Below are 18,454 nucleotides of genomic sequence, written 5' to 3'. Positions count from 1 at the left end.
CAGGAGGAGAGGACACCATGCGCATCCGCACCCGCCTCGCCGCCGCCCTCGCGACGACGGTGGCGGCCACCGCGGCAGCCGTCCCGGCGACGGCCGACGCCCAGCAGTGGGTCGGCCTCGGCGACTCGTTCGCCGCGGGCCCGCTCATCCCCACGCAGCTGCCGCCCTACGGCTGCCTGAAGTCCAGCCAGAACTTCGCCCGGCAGGCCGCGGCGAGCCTCGGCCGGACGATCAGCGACGTCTCGTGCAGCGGCGCGAAGACCACGCACATGACCGCCCAGCAGAACGTCGACCCGGGGCCCAACCCGCCCCAGTTCAACGCGCTCAACGGCGGGGTCGGGACCGTGACGCTGCAGATCGGCGGCAACGACATCGGCTTCAGCGAGATCCTGCAGGAGTGCGTCACCTACAACCCGTTCGACTCGCCGTGTGACGAGGACTACCGGCCCTCGGGGCGCGACGTCATCAGCGAGCGGATCACGGCGACGGCGCCGCTCGTCGCCCAGGTCCTGCAGGGCATCAGGGCCCGCGCGCCCGCCGCGCGGATCGTCGTCGTGAACTACGCGGCGATCCTCCCCGAGACCGGCTCGGGCTGCTGGCCGCAGGTCCCGCTCGCGTTCAGCGACGTGCCCTACCTGCGTGCCAAGCAGAAGCAGCTCAACGCGATGCTCGCGACCCAGGCGTCGCTGGCGGGCGCCCGGCTGGCCGACGCGTACACCGCGTCCATCGGCAAGGACGCGTGCAAGGGCTCGGGCACGCGGTGGGTCGAGCCGCTCGTGCCCGGCACGAGCGCCGCGCCGTTCCACCCGAACCTGCGGGGCATGACCGGCATCGCCCCGGTCGTCGCCGCGCAGGCTCGCTGACCGGCTAGCGCACAGGGCGGGCGACGCGGGTGCGCGTCGCCCGCCCGCGCAGCGCGAGCTCCTCGCCGGGCTCCCAGCGCCGGGCCTCCTCGTCGCCGGCGGCTTCGACCGCGGCCATCGACGCCAGCACGCAGCCCTCGACGTCCTTGGCGGCGTCGGTCAGCCGCGACGCCTCGTTGACCGGGTCGCCGATGACCGTGTACTCGAAGCGCGCCTCGGCCCCGACGTTGCCGGCCACCGCCGCGCCGGCCGAGACGCCGACGCCGGCGCTGAGCTCCGGCACCGCGTCGGCCAGCCGCGAGGGCAGGCACCGGGCGGCCGCGAGGGCGCTGCCGGCGGCGTCGTCGACCGGGATCGGCGCACCGAAGACCGCCAGCGCCCCGTCGCCCTCGAACTTGTTGACCAGGCCGCCGTGCTCGGCCACGACGTCCACCACCACGCCGAAGAAGCGGTTGAGCAGCTCGACCACCTCCTGGGGCGGGCGCTCGGAGGCGAGCTTCGTCGAGCCGACGACGTCGACGAAGAGCACCGCCACCTCGCGCACCTCGCCGCCGAGCTCCACGTCGCGCTCGAGCGCCGCGCGGGCGACGTCCTCGCCGACGTGGCGGCCGAAGAGGTCGCGGATGTGCTCCCGCTCGCGCAGCCCGAGGACCATGCGGTTGAACCCGGCCTGCAGGAGGCCGACCTCGGTGCCGTCGTAGACCTCCACCTCCGCCTCGAGGTCGCCGCGCTCGACGCGCGTCAGCGCCGCGCGCAGCCCGCGCACCGGGTCGGCCGTCGCGCGCGCGGCGAGCAGCGTGAGGAACAGCCCGACGACCAGGACGATCCCGCCGAGCGCGAGCACCGTCACGGCCATGCGCGTCGCCGACACCTCGCGGCCGGTGAGCACGGAGAGCGCGACGAGCATCAGGCCGAGCACCGGCAGGCCCGAGCCCAGCGAGAACGCCAGGACGGTGCGCAGCGTCACGCCGGGGACGAAGAGCCGCTCGGGCGCGCCGGTCGCCAGGGCGCGCGCCGCGAGGGGGCGCAGGACGAACTCGCTGAGCAGGTAGGCGTAGCTGCAGGTCACCGCGCCGGAGATGAGGACGGTGATGCCGACGTGGGTGAGCAGGTCGACGTCGAGCAGCGCGTTGAACAGCGAGAAGCCGACGACCGCGATCGCCCAGAGCGCCGCCTGCACCCCGAGCAGGACCAGCGGGATCCGCAGCACGGCGCGCTGCTCGGCCTCGTCGGGCGTGCGGCCCTCGAGCGCCCAGCCGATGCGCCGGCGCACCGCCCGGTAGCCCAGCCCCGCGCCGATGGCCACCGCGACGAGGACGTAGCCGCCGGCGACGACGAGGTTGAGGACGATGACCTCGGCATCGTCGTCCACCGGGGGCGCCGGCAGCAGGAACGCGGCGATCGCGAAGACCGCGCAGGCGCCGACGAGGTTGGCCACCACGACGACGAGCGCGAGCAGGACGCGCACCCGCAGGGCCGCCCGGCGGGTCGCCTCGTCGGGCTTGCCCAGCAGCCACGAGCCGAAGGGACGGGCACGCGCAGGATCCCGTCGCATCCGCATCGCGCGGGCCAGCCTACGGGTCCTGGTTGCGGTGGACCGCACGGCTCTGCGAACGTCGCCGTTCACCGAGCCATGCGCCGCGTCGTCCTCCTCGCCGTCCTGGCCGCGCTGCTCGCGCCGGCCGCCGCCCACGCCGCGAACCGCGCGGGCGTCGCGGTGGTCGACGCCACGTGGCACGTCGGCGCGTCGGCCGGCCAGTTCACCGAGGACACCGGGCCCTTCGTCGCCGACGGCGTCGACCCGCAGCTGCACGCCGTCAAGAAGCGCCGCTCGGACGGCGTCGGCCTGCGCTCGAGCGTTCGGGCGCTCGTCGTCGAGGACGGCGAGCGCGACCGCGTGGCCGTCGTCGCCAACGACCTCTACCTCGCGCAGGACCTCCTCGGCCGCCGCGTGGCCGAGCTCCTCGCCGACCACGACCGTCGCGTGGCCCGCGGCGAGCTGCCGGGCCGGCAGACCGGCATCACCGCCGACACGCTCGCGATCACCGCCTCGCACAACCACAACACGCCGTTCGCCACGACGCCCGGGTGGGGGACGGCGATCTTCCAGGACGTCATCGACGTGCGCCACTTCGAGTTCATGGCCCAGCGGATGACCGAGGCGGTCGTGCGCGCAGCGCAGGACCTCGTACCCGTGCGCCTCGGCGGGGCGACGCGCACCTTCGACGCGATCCAGAGCCACACCTACGGGCCGAAGGTCGCCGACGACGGGACGCCCGCCGGCCAGCCGTGGGACCACACGACCAAGCGCGTCTCCGTCCTCGCGCTGGACGACGTGCGCGACCCCAGGCGCCCCAGGCCGCTGGCCAACTGGGTCGTCTTCGGGCTGCACCCGGAGTTCACCTGGGGCTACGACCTCATCAACGGCGACTTCACCCACGCGACCGCGCGGATGGTCGACCGCGAGCTCGGGACGACGTCGCTGTTCAGCCAGCGCGAGACCGGCAGCTCGGGCCCGCACAAGGACGAGCGCGTGCACCCCGCCTCGGCGCGGCGCGAGTTCGAGGACAACGGCTTCGCCCAGCTGGACCGCGGCAGCCGGCTGCTGGCCGACGCGGTCCTCGCCGCCCGCCGCGACGCCGAGCGCGGCGCCCCGCAGCACCCCGACTCCTTCCTGCCGTTCACCAGCGACTTCGACGTCCGTGCCGTCGCGCGCTACGTCGCCCCGCCGCTGACCAAGCCGATCGCCGGCGTCTCGAACTGCAACACCGCCGCCTGGTTCCACGGCGAACCGCGCATCCCGGTCCTCGGCTTCCCCGACTGCGCGTCGGTCGGCGCCACGCCGCTCGGGGCGCTGACCAGGCCGCTGGCGCCGCTGACCGGGCCGCTCTACGACCAGCTCAAGCGCGCGGGCATCCCGATCCCGGACGCGATCAGCGCGACGGCGTTCACCGCGGTGGAGGAGACGGCGGCCGTGCGCCTCCAGGCCTTCGCCCTCGGCGACGCCGTCGCGACGTTCTGCCCCTGCGAGCAGTTGACCGACACCGCGATCAACGTCGAGCGCCGGCTCAACCGCGTCGCGGGCGACCGCTGGGACGGCTTCGACTGGACGGCCACGACGACGCCCTCCGGGCGCGACTGGTGCGTGCGCGGCGGCGACGGGCGCTGGACGTGCGCCGACCCGCGCGCGCCCGCGAAGGACCTCGCGCCCGTCGGCGACGAGGCCTACCGGCGCATGCGCGCGCAGATCCACAACGACGCGCGCGGGTGGGAGGCCGACCTGCCCTCGCTGCTGGGCGAGGCCGAGCCGCCCGACCCCGCGAAGGTCAAGGGCAACTTCACCCACGAGGAGTTCCCGCAGCACGGCTTCGCCATGGTGCTGAGCGTCGGGATGGCCAACGACTACTGGGGCTACCAGCCCGAGTACCGCGAGCAGCGCGGCCACGACCACTACCGCAAGGCGCTCTCCGGGCTGGGGCCCCACGGCTCGGACTTCCTCGCGACGCGCCTGGCCCGCCTCGGCGCGTCGCTCAACGGCGGCCCGCCGCTGGCGGCCACCCCGCAGGACCGCATCTACGAGCTGGAGCAGGCCCGCGCGCAGGCGGTCTCGACGGCCCTCGGCGTCGTCGGGCGCGCGGTCACCCGGCTCATGGAGGCCTCCCAGCCGCCGGACGCCGGGCCGCCGGCCATCGCCCAGCAGCCCGCCGACGTCCGCCGCTTCGGCGCCGCCCACGTCACGTGGACCGGCGGGTCGAACTGGACCGACCTGCCCGACGTCCGCGTCGAGCGCTTCGCCGACGGCGCGTGGCGGCCCTACGGCGACCTGACCGGCGACGTCCAGCTCATGGTGCGCTTCCCGAAGCCGGCGCAGCTCGGCGACGTCGCGGCGGGGCGCTTCGCGTGGCGCTGGACCGCGGGCTTCGAGGCCTTCGGCTCCGACGTGGCGCAGCCCGACGCGACGGGGACGATGCGCGAGGCGACGCCCGCGGGCACCTACCGCTTCGTCGTCGCGGGCCGTCACCGCACCGGTCGCGGCGCGGTCCCGAGGCCCTACCGGCTGACCAGCGAGCGCTTCACCGTCTCGCGCTGGGACGGCCTCGAGGTGCGGGACGTGCGACTGCACCGCGACCGCACGGTGTCGTTCCGCGTGGCGCCCATCGACTTCCCCGACAGCCACCCGAGCCCGTTTCGCTTCATCAAGGCCAAGCAGGAGCGCTTCACGTACGACCGCGACGACCCCGACGACGACCAGGTCTACTGCTCGCGCTGCACGTTCCGCCCGTGGGCCGACACCGGGAGCGTCGCGGGCGCGACGGTGCGGATCCTGCGGCCGGGCCGGCGCACGCTCGTGGCCCGGGCGGTCCGCCGCGGCGGACGCTGGCGCACCACGCGGCGGCTGCGGCCCGGCGAGCGCGCGTTCGTCGCGGCGGGCGGCGTGCGCGACCGGTTCGGCGACGTCAACGGCGCGGCGAGCCCGCGCGTGCGCGCCCCGCGGCCGCGCGGCAGGGGATGATGCGCCGATGTCCGAGACGCAGCCCGCGGCGCCGTTCGCCAACTACCAGTACGAGATCTACCTGCGCGGCATGGCCGGCGAGAAGCCGAGCTGGCCGGTCGGCTGGGCGGAGCTCGAGGCGGCGGCCGAGGCAGCGCTCGACCCGGGCCCGCGCGGCTACCTCTTCGGCGGCTCCGGCACCGAGGACTCGATGCGCGAGAACCTCGAGGCGTTCCGGCGCTGGCGCCTGGTCCCGCGCATGCTGCGCGACGTCGGCGAGCGCACGCTGGCGCGCCAGGTGCTGGGCACCGAGCTGCATGCGCCGGTGCTGCTCGCGCCCGTCGGCGTCCAGTCGATCCTGCACCCCGACGGCGAACTCGCCAGCGCCCGCGCCGCCGCGGCCGCCGGCGTCCCGTACGTCGCGAGCACCGCGTCGTCGTTCACGCTGGAGGAGATCGCCGAGGCCGGCGGCGGCGCGCCCCAGTGGTTCCAGCTCTACTGGCCGCGGGGCGAGGAGCTCGCCGCGTCGTTCGTGCGCCGCGCCGAGGCGGCGGGCTACGGCGCCATCGTCGTCACGCTCGACACCTGGCTGCTGGGCTGGCGCCCGCGCGACCTGCAGCAGGCGTACCTGCCGTTCCTGCAGTCGATCGGCATCGCGAACTACCTGGCCGACCCGGTCTTCCGCTCGACGCTCGCCGCGCCGCCGGAGGAGGACCCGCAGGCCGCGGTCGGCCAGTTCGTCGGCGTCTTCTCCAACCCGACGGTCACCTGGGAGGACCTCGCGTTCCTGCGCTCGGTCACCGAGCTGCCGATCCTCCTCAAGGGCATCCTGTCGGCCGACGACGCGCGCAAGGCGCTCGACCACGGCGTCGACGGCATCCTCGTCTCCAACCACGGCGGCCGCCAGGTCGACGGCGGCGTCGCCGCACTCGACGCGCTGCCCGCGGTCGTCGCGACGGCGGGCGACGACGTGCCCGTCCTGCTCGACAGCGGGGTGCGCTCGGGCTCGGACGCGCTCAAGGCGATCGCGCTGGGCGCGAGCGCCGTCCTGCTGGGCCGGCCCTACCTCTGGGGCCTGGCGACGGCCGGCGAGGAGGGCGTCCTGCGCGTGATCCGCTCGTTCCTCGCCGAGCTCGACCTCGCGATGGCGCTGACCGGCCACGCCGGGATCGACCAGGTCGACGCCGACGCGGTGACGCGCCGGCCGGCCTAGACGCGCTCGAGCAGCACGACGGGGATGTCGCGCTGCGTCCGTGCCTGGTAGGTCGCGTACGCGGGGTACGCGGCCACCAGCGTCGGCCACAGCCGTCCCTTCTCCGTCGAGGACGCCACGCGCGGGCGCACGCGGCGACGTTCGCGACCGACCTCGACCTCGGTCTCGTCCATCGCCATGAGGTTGTGGAACCAGGCCGGGTGCCTCGGGATCCCGCCCATCGAGGCGACGACGACGAGGTCGTCGCCGTCGCGGACGTGCAGCAGCGGCGTCACGCGCGCCTGCCCCGTCCGGCGCCCCACGTGGTGCAGCAGGAGCACCGGCGCGCGGTCGAAGCGCCCGCCGATCCGCCCGCCGCTCACCCGGTAGAGCCGCACGTGGGCGACGGTCACGTGGTGGAAGAGCCGGTGTCCCGGCGTGCCGGGCTGCGGCGCCCGCACCAGCCCGGTGAGCGTCGAGGCGGGGCTGCGCAGGGCGTCACGGAGGCCGGGCATGCCGGCCCGGACCCTACCCCCGCGAGGGCGCGACCGCGGCCGGCTCGAGCTCGGCCGCGCGCAGGCGGTCGAGCACCACGCCCAGCTCGTCGGCGAGGCGGCTGGCCCGGGCGACGAGGTCCTCGGGCGGGGCGGGGGCGAGGGCGCCGGCGGCCAGGGCGCCCGCGTCGGCGCCGAGCAGCACCAGGCGGTCGGTGAGCTCGGGCAGGCCGAGGTCGCGCGCGCGGGCGAGCGCGAGGTCGGCGGCGCCCCGCAGCCCCAGGACGGCGGCCGACGGGCGGTCGTGGCCGAGGTCGAGCAGCGCCCGCAGCAGGAGGTCGTGGGCCTCGCCGAAGGAGGCCCGGCCGCCGAGCACCGCGGCGACGGCCTCGTCGGGCGCGAGCCGCTGGGCCGGCGGCAGCGTCCCGCGCCGGGGCGGGAGGACCTCGAGCAGCTCGGCGGCGCCACCGCGCTGGACCTCGTCGGCGGTGCCCCAGCCCAGGCGCACGGCCCGGGCGTCGGCGCGCGCGACCTCGACGACGAAGGGGTTCTGCGCCGCGACGCGGAACGCGGCGACCGCGCGGTTGAGCACGGTCAGCGCCTCGGCCACCCAGCGCTCGCGCTCCTCGAAGGCGCCGCGCCAGACCTCCGCCAGCGCCCGCCCGGCCTCGGGCGTGGCGAGCGGCGCCGACGCCTTCACCAGCCGGACGACGGCGAGCGCGACGGGCTCCGGCGCGCGCTCCTCGCCGCCCCGGCCCTCGCGCACGGCGCGCCGGCGGCGGGGCAGCAGCGCCGGCACCGGCGCCCCGAGCACGTCGACGGCCAGGACGTCGGCGCCGTCGGCGGTCGTGCCGACGAGGTAGCGGCCCGGCGCCGGGCCGAGCGCGTGGGTGAACTCCAGCTCGCAGAACGCGAGCAGCGGCCCGGCGTCGCCCATCGGCCTAGCGGTAGGGCAGGCCGCGGTTGAGCATCCGGATCATCCGCGCCAGCAGGCCCGAGGACCACGACCGGTACGGGTACATGTTCAGCTCGCGCTTGAGGCCGAACGGGACGACCATCATCCCCTGCGGCACCGTGTACTTGCGGATGCCGGCCTGGCCGTGGCGCTGGCCGATGCCCGAGCGCTTCACGCCGCCCATCGGGACCTCGAGCGCCGTGTAGATGAGGACCGCGTCGTTGACCGAGACGCCGCCGACCTGCATGCGGCGGGCGAGCTGGCGGCCGCGCTTGACCGACCGCGTCCACACCGAGCCCTGCAGGCCGTAGGGCGAGTCGTTGGCCATCCGCAGCCCCTCCTCGGCGTCGCGCACGCGCATGATCGGCACGATCGGGCCGAAGGTCTCCTCGCGCATGACGTCCATCGTGTGGTCGACGTCGGCCAGGACGGTCGGCTCGAAGAAGCGGCCCGGGCCCTCGCCGCGCCGGCCGCCGGTGACCACGCGCGCGCCCTTGTCGACGGCGTCGCGGACGTGGCGCTCGAGGAGCTCGAGCTGGGGCTCGAAGGTCACCGCCCCGATGTCGACCGAGCCCGGCGCGCCGGGGACGCCCTGGCGCAGGGCGGCGACCTTGTGCGCCACGCGGGCGACGAAGTCGTCGTAGACGGGGTCCTCGACGTAGACGCGCTCGACGGAGATGCAGATCTGGCCGCCGTTGAGCATCGAGTAGTAGGCCGCGCCGTTGGCCGCGCGCTCGAGGTCGGCGTCGGCGAGGACGACCATCGGGTCCTTGCCGCCGAGCTCGAGGCCGATCGGGGTGACCGTCTCGGCGGCGCGCTTCATGACCGCCTTGCCGGTCTTCGTGGAGCCGGTGAACTGGAGGAAGTCGACGTGGTCGACGAGCGCCGCGCCGGTCTCGCCGTCGCCCGTGACGACCTGGAAGACGTCCTCGGGCAGCCCGCACTCGCGGAGCATGCGCGCCATGAGCTGGGAGGTCAGCGGCGTCACCTCGGAGGGCTTGAGCACGACGCTGTTTCCGGCGGCCAGCGCCGGGATGACGTCGCCGAAGGAGTTCGTCAGCGGGAAGTTCCAGGGGCCGATGACGCCCACGACGCCGATCGGGCGATGGCGCAGGCGCAGCTGCTTGCCGGTGAGGAAGCGGTTGGTCGACCGGACCTTCTCGTCGGCGAGGTACTTCGGGGCGCGCTTGGCCCAGAAGCCCAGGGCCGCCGCCCCGTAGGCGAGCTCGGCGATCTGCGCGTCCTCGCGCGCCTTGCCGGTCTCGGCGACGATGGTGTCCAGGACCTCGTCGGCGTGGTCGGTGATCCAGCGCTGCGCGCGGCGAAGGACGGCGCCGCGGCCGTCGAAGCCCAGGGCCTCCCAGCCGGGCTGCGCCGCGCGGGCGCGGTCGACCGCGGCCTCGACGTCGACGGCGGACAGGTTGGGCACGGTGGCCAGCAGCTCGCCGGTCGCCGGCGCGATGACCTGGATGGGCGGGCGCTCGGCGCGGTCGGTGGCGGTGGGGACGGTCTCGGTGCTCGACATCACGTCGCTCTCGGTCGGGGGTGGGGTCCGGTCAGCAGCCGGAGAAGGCGGGGGCGCGGCGCTCCTGCAGGGCGCGCGTGCCCTCCACGAAGTCGATGGTCTGGGCGCAGATCTGCTGGATCGTCACCTCGTGCTCGAGCGTCGAGGCGAGGGCCGGCTTGGCCGCCGCGTCGAGCACGCGCTTGGCGTAGGCGACGGCCACCGGGGCGCACTCGAGCAGCTCGGCGACGAGGCGGTCGGTGGCCGTCGAGAGGTCCTCTGCGGGGACGACGCGGTTGACCAGCCCCATCTGCAGCGCCTCCTGCGCGCCGACGAGCCGGCCGGTCATCACGAGCTCCTTGGCGCGGCCCAGCCCGACGACCGCCGGCAGCCGCGAGCAGCCGCCGCAGTCGGGGATCAGGCCGATCTTGACCTCGGGCAGGCCGACGAGCGCGTCGTCGGCCATCACCCGCAGGTCGCAGGCCAGCGCCAGCTCGAGCGCGCCGCCGATGCACACGCCGTGGATCTCGGCGATCGTCGGCTTGAGCATCTGCTCGAGGGCGTTCCAGGTGCCGCTGACCAGGGTGTGGAACTCGCGGATGCGCCCCGGGACCTCCGCGAGGTCCACGAGGGTGTCGCGGTCCATGCCCGCCGAGAAGACCGGCCCGTTGCCGCGGATGACGAGCGCGTGGACCGACGGGTCGTGCAGCGCGCCGAAGAACGCCGCGCGCAGCGCGCCGACGACGTCGTCGTCCAGGGCGTTGCGCTTCTCGGGCCGGTTGATGCACACGTGGCGCACCGGGCCGCGGTCCTCGGCGGTGACGAGCGAGCGGACGTGGGTGGCGGACATCAGGCCGTCGCCTCCGGGACGAGGGCCTGCACGTCGATCTCGCGCTTGAGCACCTTGCCCGTCGGGCCCTTGGGCAGGGCCTCGAGCTGCACGACCGTGCGTGGGTACTTGTAGGCGGCGATGCGCTCGCGCACGAACTCGCGCAGCGCCGGGCCGTCGAAGGCCTCGCCCGGCTTGACGACGACCGCCGCGGCGACCTCCTCGCCCAGCTCGGGGTGCGGGACGCCGACCACGGCGCACTCCAGGACCGACGGGTGCTCGTGCAGGACCTCCTCCACCTCGCGGGGGTAGACGTTCAGCCCGCCGCGCAGGATCAGGTCCTTCGCCCGGTCGACGAGGAAGAAGAAGCCGTCCACGTCGACGCGGCCTAGGTCACCGGTCGAGAACCAGCCGTCGGCGTCGATGGCGTCGGCGGTCGCCTCGGGCCGGCCGTGGTAGCCCGTCATGACGTTGTGGCCACGGATCTGCACCTCGCCGACCTCGCCCTGCGGCGCCGGGCGGCCCTCGGCGTCGACGACGCGCATCTCGACGCCCCAGATCGGCCGGCCGATCGAGCCCGGCCGCCGGGCGCCCGGCCGGTTGGCGGCGGCCACCGGCGAGGTCTCCGACAGCCCGTAGCCCTCGATGAGCTCACAGCCGTGGGCCTCCTCGAAGGCGCGCAGCAGCTCCATCGGCATCGCCGCCCCGCCGGAGAGGCAGCGGCGCAGCGACGACAGGTCGCGGCCCTGCGCGGCGGGCGCGTGCAGGAGCGCCGTGTACATCGTGGGGACGCCGAGGAAGACCGTCGCGCGCTCGTCCTCGATGAGCTGCGCGACCGGCCCGGGCTCGAAGCGGGGGACGAGCAGGAGCTCGGCGCCCGCGTGGAAGGCCGCGTTCATGCCGACCGTCTGGCCGAAGGAGTGGAAGAGCGGCAGCGTGGCGACGACGCGGTCGTCGGCGCGCGAGCCCACGAGGTCGGTCGCGCTGAGGTGCGCGTTCCAGACCATGTTGGAGTGCGTGAGCGTCGCGCCCTTGGGCTCGCCGGTCGTCCCGGAGGTGTAGAGGAGGACCGCCGGGTCCTGCGGCTCGCGCAGCACCGCCGCGCCGACCGCCGGCCCGTCGAGCGCCGGGGCCTCGCCACCGAGCTCGACGACGACCTCGACGCCCGCCTGCTCGGCCCCGGCGCGCGCGTGCTCGGCCATCCCGTGCCAGAACGCGAAGGCCCTCGCGCCGGCGTCGCGCAGCACGTAGGCGACCTCGCGCGTCTTGAGCAGCGGGTTGACCGGGACGACCACGGCGCCGAGGCGCAGCGTGGCCCAGTAGGCGACGACGAAGTCCGGGACGTTGGGCGCCATGAGGCAGACGCGGTCGCCCGGCCCGACGCCGGCCGCCCGCAGGCCGCCCGCGAACGCGGCGACGCGGCCGTCGAGCTCGCCGTAGGTGATGGCGCTGCCGGGCACGCCCGCGACGCGCAGGGCCGGGGCGTCCGGCCGGGCGTCGGCGGCCCAGTCCAGCAGGGAGGCCAGGTTGAGACCCATGCCAGGCATCCTGGACCCGCCTCCAGGTGTGCGGACAGCCCTCAGGGGGGACAACCTGTTCCCCCGTTCGGACCGCAGGTCCCATCCGGCCCTGTCCGCCGGTGGTACGTTCGCCCCACCTGAGGAGGAGGAGGAGGAGAGCTGTGCCGATCTCGATCGCGTCGCCCGCCCGCAGGATCACGTGGGACGATCCGGAGACGCGGCGCCGCGCGGACGCGGTGCTGGAGGAGCGGATCGTCGATGCCCTCACGCGCGCGCGCCCGTACGTGGACGTCGAGCTGTGGGAGGCCGTCCACGACGACGAGGAGGCCCTCGACACGGCCGACGTGAACCTCGAGGACGCCGTCGTCCAGCTCAAGGCGCGCCTCGAGGCGCCCGCGGGCCTGCAGCGCGGCCAGCTGCTCGAGGTCTGCCAGGTCGCCATGGAGCTCCAGGAGCTCCACCGCGAGCACCAGGAGCGCAAGCTCAGCCGCCGGCTGCGCGCGCTCAACGCCATCCAGGAGGTGCTCGCCCGCCCGCAGGGCGACGCCAGCGTCGAGAAGCTCCTCGAGCGCGCGACCGCCGAGGCGTGTCGCAGCTGCGGCTTCGACCGCGCGATGCTCTTCCTCGTCAACGACGGCACGCTCAAGGTCCAGTCGACGTACTTCCGCGGCCACGACGAGTGGGCGGCCGAGTGCCACCGCGTCGCCGAGGAGAACCCGGCGCGCCTCGAGGCGATGCTCCTGGAGACCGAGATGCTGCGCCGCCGCGCGGCGGCGCTCATGGAGGACCCGATGCACGACGCGCGGGCCTTCCGGCCGATCATCGACAAGATCGAGACCTCGGGCTACGCGGCGGTGCCGATCATGCCCGAGGGCAAGGTCATCGCCACGATCCACGCCGACACGCACTTCAGCGGTCGCCGGGTCGACACGATCGACCGCGACGTCCTCGCGGCCTTCGCCGCCGGCCTGGGCTCGATGCTCGAGCGCAAGGTCCTCGTCGAGCGCCTCGTCGCCCAGCGCGACCACGTGCGCTCGATGCTGCAGGCCACCGACGCGTTCATCACCCAGTTCTGCGAGTCGGAGATCGGGCTCGAGAAGCCGGTGGCGCCGCCGATGCCCTCCAGCGGCGTGCGCGGCGTGGAGCCCGACCTGTCGCTCATGCCGCCCTCGCGCGCCGCGGCGCTGCTGAGCCGCCGCGAGATGGAGGTGCTGCGGCTCATGGCCGGCGGGGCCACCAACGCGGTGATCGCCAAGCAGCTCGTGCTCTCCGAGGGCACGGTGAAGTCCCACGTCAAGCGGATCCTGCGCAAGCTGCGCGCGGCCAACCGGGCCGAGGCGGTGTCGCGCTTCCTGCGCCTCGAGGGCGGCGTCCAGGCCGTCGAGGAGGCCATGGAGGGCGTCGAGCTGTAGCGCCCCGCCGCCCGCGGTCCGAACGGGGGAACGGGTTGTCCCCCAAGAGGATTTCCGCCGCCTCGCCGCCCTGGGAGCCTCGCTGCACGAGGTCGAAGAGCGATCCCAGGAGGAGCGATGCAGCGGCAGACGGAGCAGGTGGACGTGGTGGTGGTCGGGGCGCGGCCCGCAGGGTCGGCGACCGCGATCGCCCTGGCCCGGCGCGGCAAGCGCGTCGTCGCGCTCGACCGTGCGTCGTTCCCCTCGGACACCCTCTCGACCCACCTGCTCTTCGCGGGGTGCGTGGCGGAGTTCAAGCGCTCCGGCGCCCTCGAGCGGCTGCTGGCCACGGGTGCGCCGAAGCTGCCCTACACCCAGATCTCCGGCGCCGGCTTCCACCCGCGCGGCGCGTACACCCCGGTCGAGGGCATCGACTACGGGCTCTGCGTCCGGCGGCCCGGCATGGACCTCGCGCTGGTCGAGACCGCGCGCGAGGCCGGCGCCGACGTGCGCGAGAGGTGCACGGTCACCCAGGTCCTGTGGGCGGGCGGCCGCGCGGCCGGCGTCGTCTACCGCGACCCCGACGGCGAGGAGCGCGAGATCCGCGCGAAGCTCGTGGTCGGCGCCGACGGCCGGCGCTCGCAGATGGCCGACATGCTCGGCGCCCAGACCTACCGCACCGCCGAGAACGGGCGCGGGTTGGCCTTCCACTACCTCCGCGACCCGGCGGTCGCCGACCCCGACGGCCCGGTCAAGCGCGACGCGATCATCCAGTGGCGCGTCGGCGACACCCTCGGGATGTGGTTCCCGACCGACCAGGACGGCGGGCTGGCGCTGTTCATGCCGCCCAAGGAGGACATCTCCCGGTTCCGCAAGGACCCCGAGGGGATGTGGGAGCACAAGCTCTCGCTCAACGAGCCGCTGCGCCGGCGCCTCGAGGGCTGCGAGAAGGAGGGGCCGTTGCGCTCCACGGCCGACACCCAGGCGTTCTTCCGCGTCTCGAGCGGGCCCGGCTGGGCGCTCGTCGGCGACGCCGGCCACTTCAAGGACCCGGTCGTCGCCCAGGGCATCCGCGACGCCCTGCGCTTCGGGCGCCGGCTCGGCGAGGTCGCCGCCGAGGCCCTGGACCACCCGCGCTGGCTGGACCGCCGGCTCTACGCATGGGAGCTCGAGCGCGACGCCGAGTGCATCCCGACGTTCTACCTCGGGCGCAAGCACACGCGCATCCACCCGCCCAACCAGCTCGAGACCGAGTTCTACCGCCAGGCCGCGAAGGACCAGGACCTCGCCGACGAGGTGGCCGACGTCTTCGCCCGCACGCGGATGCCCCACCACGTCTTCCACCCGGGCCGCCAGGTCCGCTGGTTCCTGCGCGCGTTCTTCCGCCGTGGGGCCGACCGGGTGGCGCTCGTCGGCGAGGCGCTCGACGACGTGCGCCTGGACCTGCAGATGCACCGCGACCTCGCCGCGCTGCGCGCCGGCCGTCGCGCCGGTGCCGGGCGCTGGAACCGCTGGGGCCGGGGCGGCTGGTCGCCGTCGGTGGCCTTCGGCGCCTCCGGCGACGGCACGCCCGCCGTCAGCGCCCAGCGGCCCGTGTCGCTCGGCGCCACCGTCACGCCGCCGGCGCCGCCCGCCGCCGACCCGCCGCGCCGGCGGGCCGCCCGCGCCAAGCGCCCCGCCGAGCCGGCCGCCGCCTAGCCCAGGAGGAGCACCCATGAGCCCGAAGACCGAGCCGGCGACCATCAAGGTCGCCGCCGTCCAGCCGCGTCTCGAGGTGGGGGAGGTCGAGCGCAACCTGCGCCGCGTCTCCGACCTCGTCCGCCAGGCCCACCGCGAGCACGCGCCCGACGTGGTGCTGCTGCCGGAGGGCATCACGTCGCCCAGCGCGTTCAGCGCGAAGGTCCGCCACGTGCCGCGGCCCGTCGCCGGCGACCCGTTCGAGCTGCTCACGGGCCTGGCCCGGGACCTGGGCTGCACCATCGGCGGCGGCTTCCTGGCCAAGCGGGGCGCCGACGTGCGCGGCACCTACGTGCTGGCCGAGCCCGACGGCGCCGCGCACCTGCACGACAAAGACCAGCCGTCGCTGTGGGACAACGCGTACTGCACGGCCGGCACCGACGACGGCCTCTTCTCGACCGCGGCCCTCGGGGCGGTCGGCACCGCGATGGGCTTCGAGTTCAACCGGTCGCGGACCGCGCGCCGGCTGCGCGGCAAGGTCCGCGCCGTCCTGGGCGGCAGCTGCTGGTGGTCCTACCCCGACTGGCCGCTCGTGCGGGGCTGGTTCTCGCGCGACCACCAGTACAACCTCGCCGTCGCCCGCGACATGCCCGGCCGCCTCGCGCGCGCCGTCGGCGCGCCCGTCGCCATCGCCCAGCACGTCGGCGAGGTCCGCAGCGGCTCGCCGCTCATGCCGGGCGTGCCGTACCGCACGCTCTACGTCGGCGAGACGCAGGTCGTCGAGCGCGACGGCACGGTGCTCGCCCGCCTGGACTACGACGACGGCGAGGGCTACGTCGCCGCCGAGGTCGTCCTCGACGACCCGGTGCCGCTGGACCCGATCCCCAACGGCCTGTGGATCTCGCCGGTGCCGTTCTCGCTGCACGCCGTCTGGCACATGCACAACGCCCACGGCCGCGCCCGGTACGCCGCCGACAAGGCGCGCGGCGCGTTCCCGTGGCAGAGCTGGCCCGACGAGGACCTGCCCGCCTACGTGCCGGCGCCGCCCGCGCCGGCGGAGGCCTCCGGCGCCGCGGCGCTCGACGGCGCGCGCCAGCGCGCGGGGGCGACGGCGTGAAGCTCGGGGTCCAGCTCGGCTACTGGGGCCTGGGCCTCAGCGCCGAGGACCAGCGGGTCATCGCCCAGGAGGCCGAGCGCCTCGGCTACGACTCGATCTGGACCGCGGAGGCCTACGGCTCGGACGCGGCCACGGTCCTCGCGTGGCTGGCCGCGCAGACCTCGACGATCCGCCTGGGCTCGGCGATCTTCCAGATGCCCGGCCGCACGCCGGCGATGACCGCCATGACCGTGGCGACGCTCGACGGGCTCTCGGGCGGGCGGATGCAGCTCGGCCTCGGCTCGTCGGGCCCGCAGGTCGCCGAGGGCTGGCACGGCCAGCCCTTCGGCCGCCAGCTGCAGCGCACGCGCGAGTACGTCGAGGTCGTGCGCCGGGCGCTGCGCCGCGAGCGTGTCGAGCTCGACGGCGAGGTCCTGCGGCTGCCGCTGCCCGACGGCCCCGGCAAGCCGCTCAAGCTGACGATCGCGCCGGTGCAGGACCCGCTGCCGATCATGCTGGCGGCGGTCGGCCCGCGCAACACGGCGCTGGCGGGCGAGATCGCCGACGGCTGGATCCCGATGCTCTTCTCGCCCGAGCACGTCGGCGCCTTCCGCGCCCACCTCGAGGAGGGCGCGGCCCGCGGCGGGCGCACCCTCGACGGCTTCCGCATCTGCCCGTCGGTCAACGCGTGCGTGACCGCCGACCTCGACCACGCCCGCGACCTCATGCGCGACTTCGTCGCCCTGTACGTGGGCGGCATGGGCTCGCGCGAGAAGAACTTCTACGCGGCGACGGTCGGGCGCTACGGCTTCGCCGAGGAGGCCGCCCGGGTCCAGGAGCTCTACCTGTCCGGGCGCAAGGCCGAGGCGGCCGCTGCGCTCCCCGACGAGCTCATCGACCAGGTGACGCTCGCCGGCCCGCTCGAGCACGTCCGCGAGCGGCTGGCGGTGTACCGCGACGCCGGCGTCGACACGGTGATCATCACGCCGTACGCCGACGACCTGGACGGCCGCCTCGAGCAGCTGCGCCTCGTGGCCGAGGCGCTCGAGCCCGCCGCGTCCGACCAGGAGCGCCTGGCCGCATGAGCGTCGCCACCGCCCAGCGCTGGATCTGCGTCCCCTGCGGGATGGTCTACGACCCCGAGGAGGGCGACCCGGACGGCGGCATCCCGCCGGGCACCGCCTTCGAGGACATCCCGGAGAGCTGGATCTGCCCCGTGTGCGGCGCGCGCAAGTCCGAGTTCGAGCCCTTCGACTGATGGACCTCGAGGTCGACCACCTCGTCGTCGGCGGCGGCATCGCCGGCCTGTCCTGCGCGCAGGAGCTGCGCGAGCGCGGCGCGCAGGGGCGGGTCCTGCTCGTCACCCGCGAGCTCGACGCGCCCTACGACCGCACCGCGGTCTCCAAGGGCTGCCTGGCCGGGGAGGTCGCCGCGGACGAGCTCGCCCTGCGTCCCGCCGGCTGGTACGCCGAGCAGGGCATCGAGCTCGCCACGCGCGCGCCGGTGCTCCGGCTGGACCCCGTGGAGCGCACCGCCACGCTCGCCGACCGGCGCACCGTGCGCTACGGCACCGCGCTGCTGGCCACCGGCGCGATGGTGCGCCGGCTGCGCTGCCCCGGCGCCGACCTCGCGGGCGTCCACCACCTGCGCGCGCCGGCCAACGCCGCCGCCGTGCGCCGGGAGCTCGAGGACGGCGTGCGCGACGTCGTGCTCGTCGGCGGCTCGTACGTCGGCTGCGAGGTCGCCGCGACGCTCGCCGCCCAGGGGCTGCGCCCGCACGTCGTCCTGCTCGAGTCCGCGCCCTTCGAGACCCACCTCGGCGCGGGCCTGGGCACCCGGCTGGCGCGCCTGCTCGAGGCGCGCGGCATCACCTTCCACCCACGCGCCGAGGTCGTCGCGCTCGAGGGCGACGAGCGCGTCGCCGGCGTGCGGCTCGCCGACGGCCGCCTCCTGGCCGCCCAGCTCGTCGTCGCCGGCATCGGCGCCACGCCCGACGTGACGCTCGCCCGCGCCGCCGGGCTGGCGCTCGGGGAGACCGGCGGCATCCGCTGCGACGCCGCGCTGCGCGTCGAGGGCGCCGACGGGCTGTTCGCCGCGGGCGACGCCTGCGAGTGGGACTCCGTCCTGCACGGCGGGCGCGCACGCATCGAGCACTGGGAGGTCGCCGCCGCCCAGGGCCGCGCCGCCGCCCGCGGGATGCTCGGCGACCCGCAGCCCTTCCGCGAGCAGCCGACCTTCTGGAGCGACCTGGGCGACGACCTCGTCGTGCGCTTCGCCGGGACGAGCACCGACGGGCGCGCCTCCGTGGTGGAGGAGCGCGCGGACGGCGCCTTCGCCGCGTGCTTCGTCCGCGACGGCCAGGTCGTCGGGACGCTCACCGCGGGCATCGACGCCGCGCCCGACGTCCGCGACGCCGCCGTCCGCGTCGCCTGACCCTCACC

General features: G+C 75.4%; 15 protein-coding genes. 9 read left to right on the top strand and 6 right to left on the bottom strand.

Annotated features, from left to right (window positions below; genetic code table 11):
* Positions 1–17: 17 nt before the first annotated feature.
* The gene (locus JUB12_RS10945; RefSeq protein ID WP_205699650.1) at positions 18–863 is read left to right on the top strand and encodes an SGNH/GDSL hydrolase family protein; all 846 of its coding nucleotides are present in this window, start codon (positions 18–20) and stop codon (positions 861–863) included.
* A gap of 4 nt (positions 864–867) precedes the next feature.
* Here JUB12_RS10945 and JUB12_RS10940 read toward each other — a convergent pair whose 3' ends face one another.
* The gene (locus JUB12_RS10940) at positions 868–2,418 is read right to left on the bottom strand and encodes an adenylate/guanylate cyclase domain-containing protein (protein ID WP_371822331.1); all 1,551 of its coding nucleotides are present in this window, start codon (positions 2,416–2,418) and stop codon (positions 868–870) included.
* Positions 2,419–2,496: 78 nt separating this feature from the next.
* On the opposite strand from JUB12_RS10940, the gene JUB12_RS10935 reads away from it, so the two are divergent.
* Both JUB12_RS10935 and JUB12_RS10930 read left to right on the top strand, forming a co-directional pair.
* Positions 2,497–5,376, top strand: coding sequence for a hypothetical protein (locus tag JUB12_RS10935; protein WP_205699648.1), 2,880 nt, complete (start codon positions 2,497–2,499; stop codon positions 5,374–5,376).
* A 7-nt stretch (positions 5,377–5,383) separates the two neighbouring features.
* Positions 5,384–6,568 (top strand): alpha-hydroxy-acid oxidizing protein, encoded by a 1,185-nt coding sequence (locus JUB12_RS10930; protein ID WP_205699647.1) that lies wholly within the window; start codon positions 5,384–5,386, stop codon positions 6,566–6,568.
* On the opposite strand, the gene JUB12_RS10925 is transcribed toward JUB12_RS10930, so the two are convergent.
* From JUB12_RS10925 to JUB12_RS10905, 5 genes are read right to left on the bottom strand one after another with little or no spacing between them, the layout of a single operon-like run.
* On the bottom strand, positions 6,565–7,062 hold the full coding sequence (locus JUB12_RS10925) for a nitroreductase family deazaflavin-dependent oxidoreductase (protein WP_205699646.1): 498 nt from the start codon (positions 7,060–7,062) through the stop codon (positions 6,565–6,567). The genes JUB12_RS10930 and JUB12_RS10925 overlap by 4 nt on opposite strands.
* Positions 7,063–7,075: 13 nt before the next feature.
* Positions 7,076–7,978, bottom strand: coding sequence for a hypothetical protein (locus JUB12_RS10920; protein WP_205699645.1), 903 nt, complete (start codon positions 7,976–7,978; stop codon positions 7,076–7,078).
* Positions 7,979–7,982: 4 nt separating this feature from the next.
* Positions 7,983–9,521, bottom strand: a complete 1,539-nt coding sequence (locus tag JUB12_RS10915) for a succinic semialdehyde dehydrogenase (RefSeq protein WP_205699644.1) — start codon at positions 9,519–9,521, stop codon at positions 7,983–7,985.
* Positions 9,522–9,552: 31 nt separating this feature from the next.
* A complete protein-coding gene (locus JUB12_RS10910) occupies positions 9,553–10,350 on the bottom strand; it encodes an enoyl-CoA hydratase/isomerase family protein (protein ID WP_205699643.1) in 798 nt (265 codons plus the stop codon).
* Positions 10,350–11,867: a long-chain fatty acid--CoA ligase gene (locus JUB12_RS10905; protein ID WP_205699642.1), complete on the bottom strand. Its 1,518-nt coding sequence runs from the start codon at positions 11,865–11,867 to the stop codon at positions 10,350–10,352. The genes JUB12_RS10910 and JUB12_RS10905 overlap by 1 nt, the downstream gene beginning before the upstream one ends.
* Positions 11,868–12,010: 143 nt before the next feature.
* On the opposite strand from JUB12_RS10905, the gene JUB12_RS10900 reads away from it, so the two are divergent.
* The 6 genes from JUB12_RS10900 (at position 12,011) to JUB12_RS10875 (ending at position 18,446) form a co-directional block, all read left to right on the top strand.
* Positions 12,011–13,261, top strand: coding sequence for a LuxR C-terminal-related transcriptional regulator (locus tag JUB12_RS10900; RefSeq protein ID WP_205699641.1), 1,251 nt, complete (start codon positions 12,011–12,013; stop codon positions 13,259–13,261).
* Between the two features lie 117 nt (positions 13,262–13,378).
* A complete protein-coding gene (locus JUB12_RS10895; protein WP_205699640.1) occupies positions 13,379–14,938 on the top strand; it encodes an NAD(P)/FAD-dependent oxidoreductase in 1,560 nt (519 codons plus the stop codon).
* Positions 14,939–14,954: 16 nt separating this feature from the next.
* Positions 14,955–16,034 carry a carbon-nitrogen hydrolase family protein gene (locus JUB12_RS10890; protein ID WP_205699639.1) on the top strand — a complete coding sequence of 360 codons (1,080 nt, stop codon included), beginning with the start codon at positions 14,955–14,957 and terminating at the stop codon, positions 16,032–16,034.
* Positions 16,031–17,098, top strand: a complete 1,068-nt coding sequence (locus JUB12_RS10885) for an LLM class F420-dependent oxidoreductase (protein ID WP_205699638.1) — start codon at positions 16,031–16,033, stop codon at positions 17,096–17,098. Before JUB12_RS10890 ends, JUB12_RS10885 begins: the two co-directional genes overlap by 4 nt.
* The gene (rd, locus tag JUB12_RS10880) at positions 17,095–17,271 is read left to right on the top strand and encodes a rubredoxin (protein WP_205699637.1); all 177 of its coding nucleotides are present in this window, start codon (positions 17,095–17,097) and stop codon (positions 17,269–17,271) included. The genes JUB12_RS10885 and rd overlap by 4 nt, the downstream gene beginning before the upstream one ends.
* Entirely contained in the window at positions 17,271–18,446 is a 1,176-nt protein-coding gene (locus JUB12_RS10875) for an NAD(P)/FAD-dependent oxidoreductase (RefSeq protein WP_205699636.1), read from the top strand. The genes rd and JUB12_RS10875 overlap by 1 nt, the downstream gene beginning before the upstream one ends.
* The last annotated feature ends 8 nt before the right edge of the window (positions 18,447–18,454 follow it).

It is taken from the genome of Conexibacter sp. SYSU D00693 (genome assembly GCF_017084525.1).
Classification (GTDB): domain Bacteria; phylum Actinomycetota; class Thermoleophilia; order Solirubrobacterales; family Solirubrobacteraceae; genus Baekduia.
The sequence above is the reverse complement of the archived record's forward strand: the minus strand, read 5'-3'. Positions and strand labels throughout refer to the sequence as shown.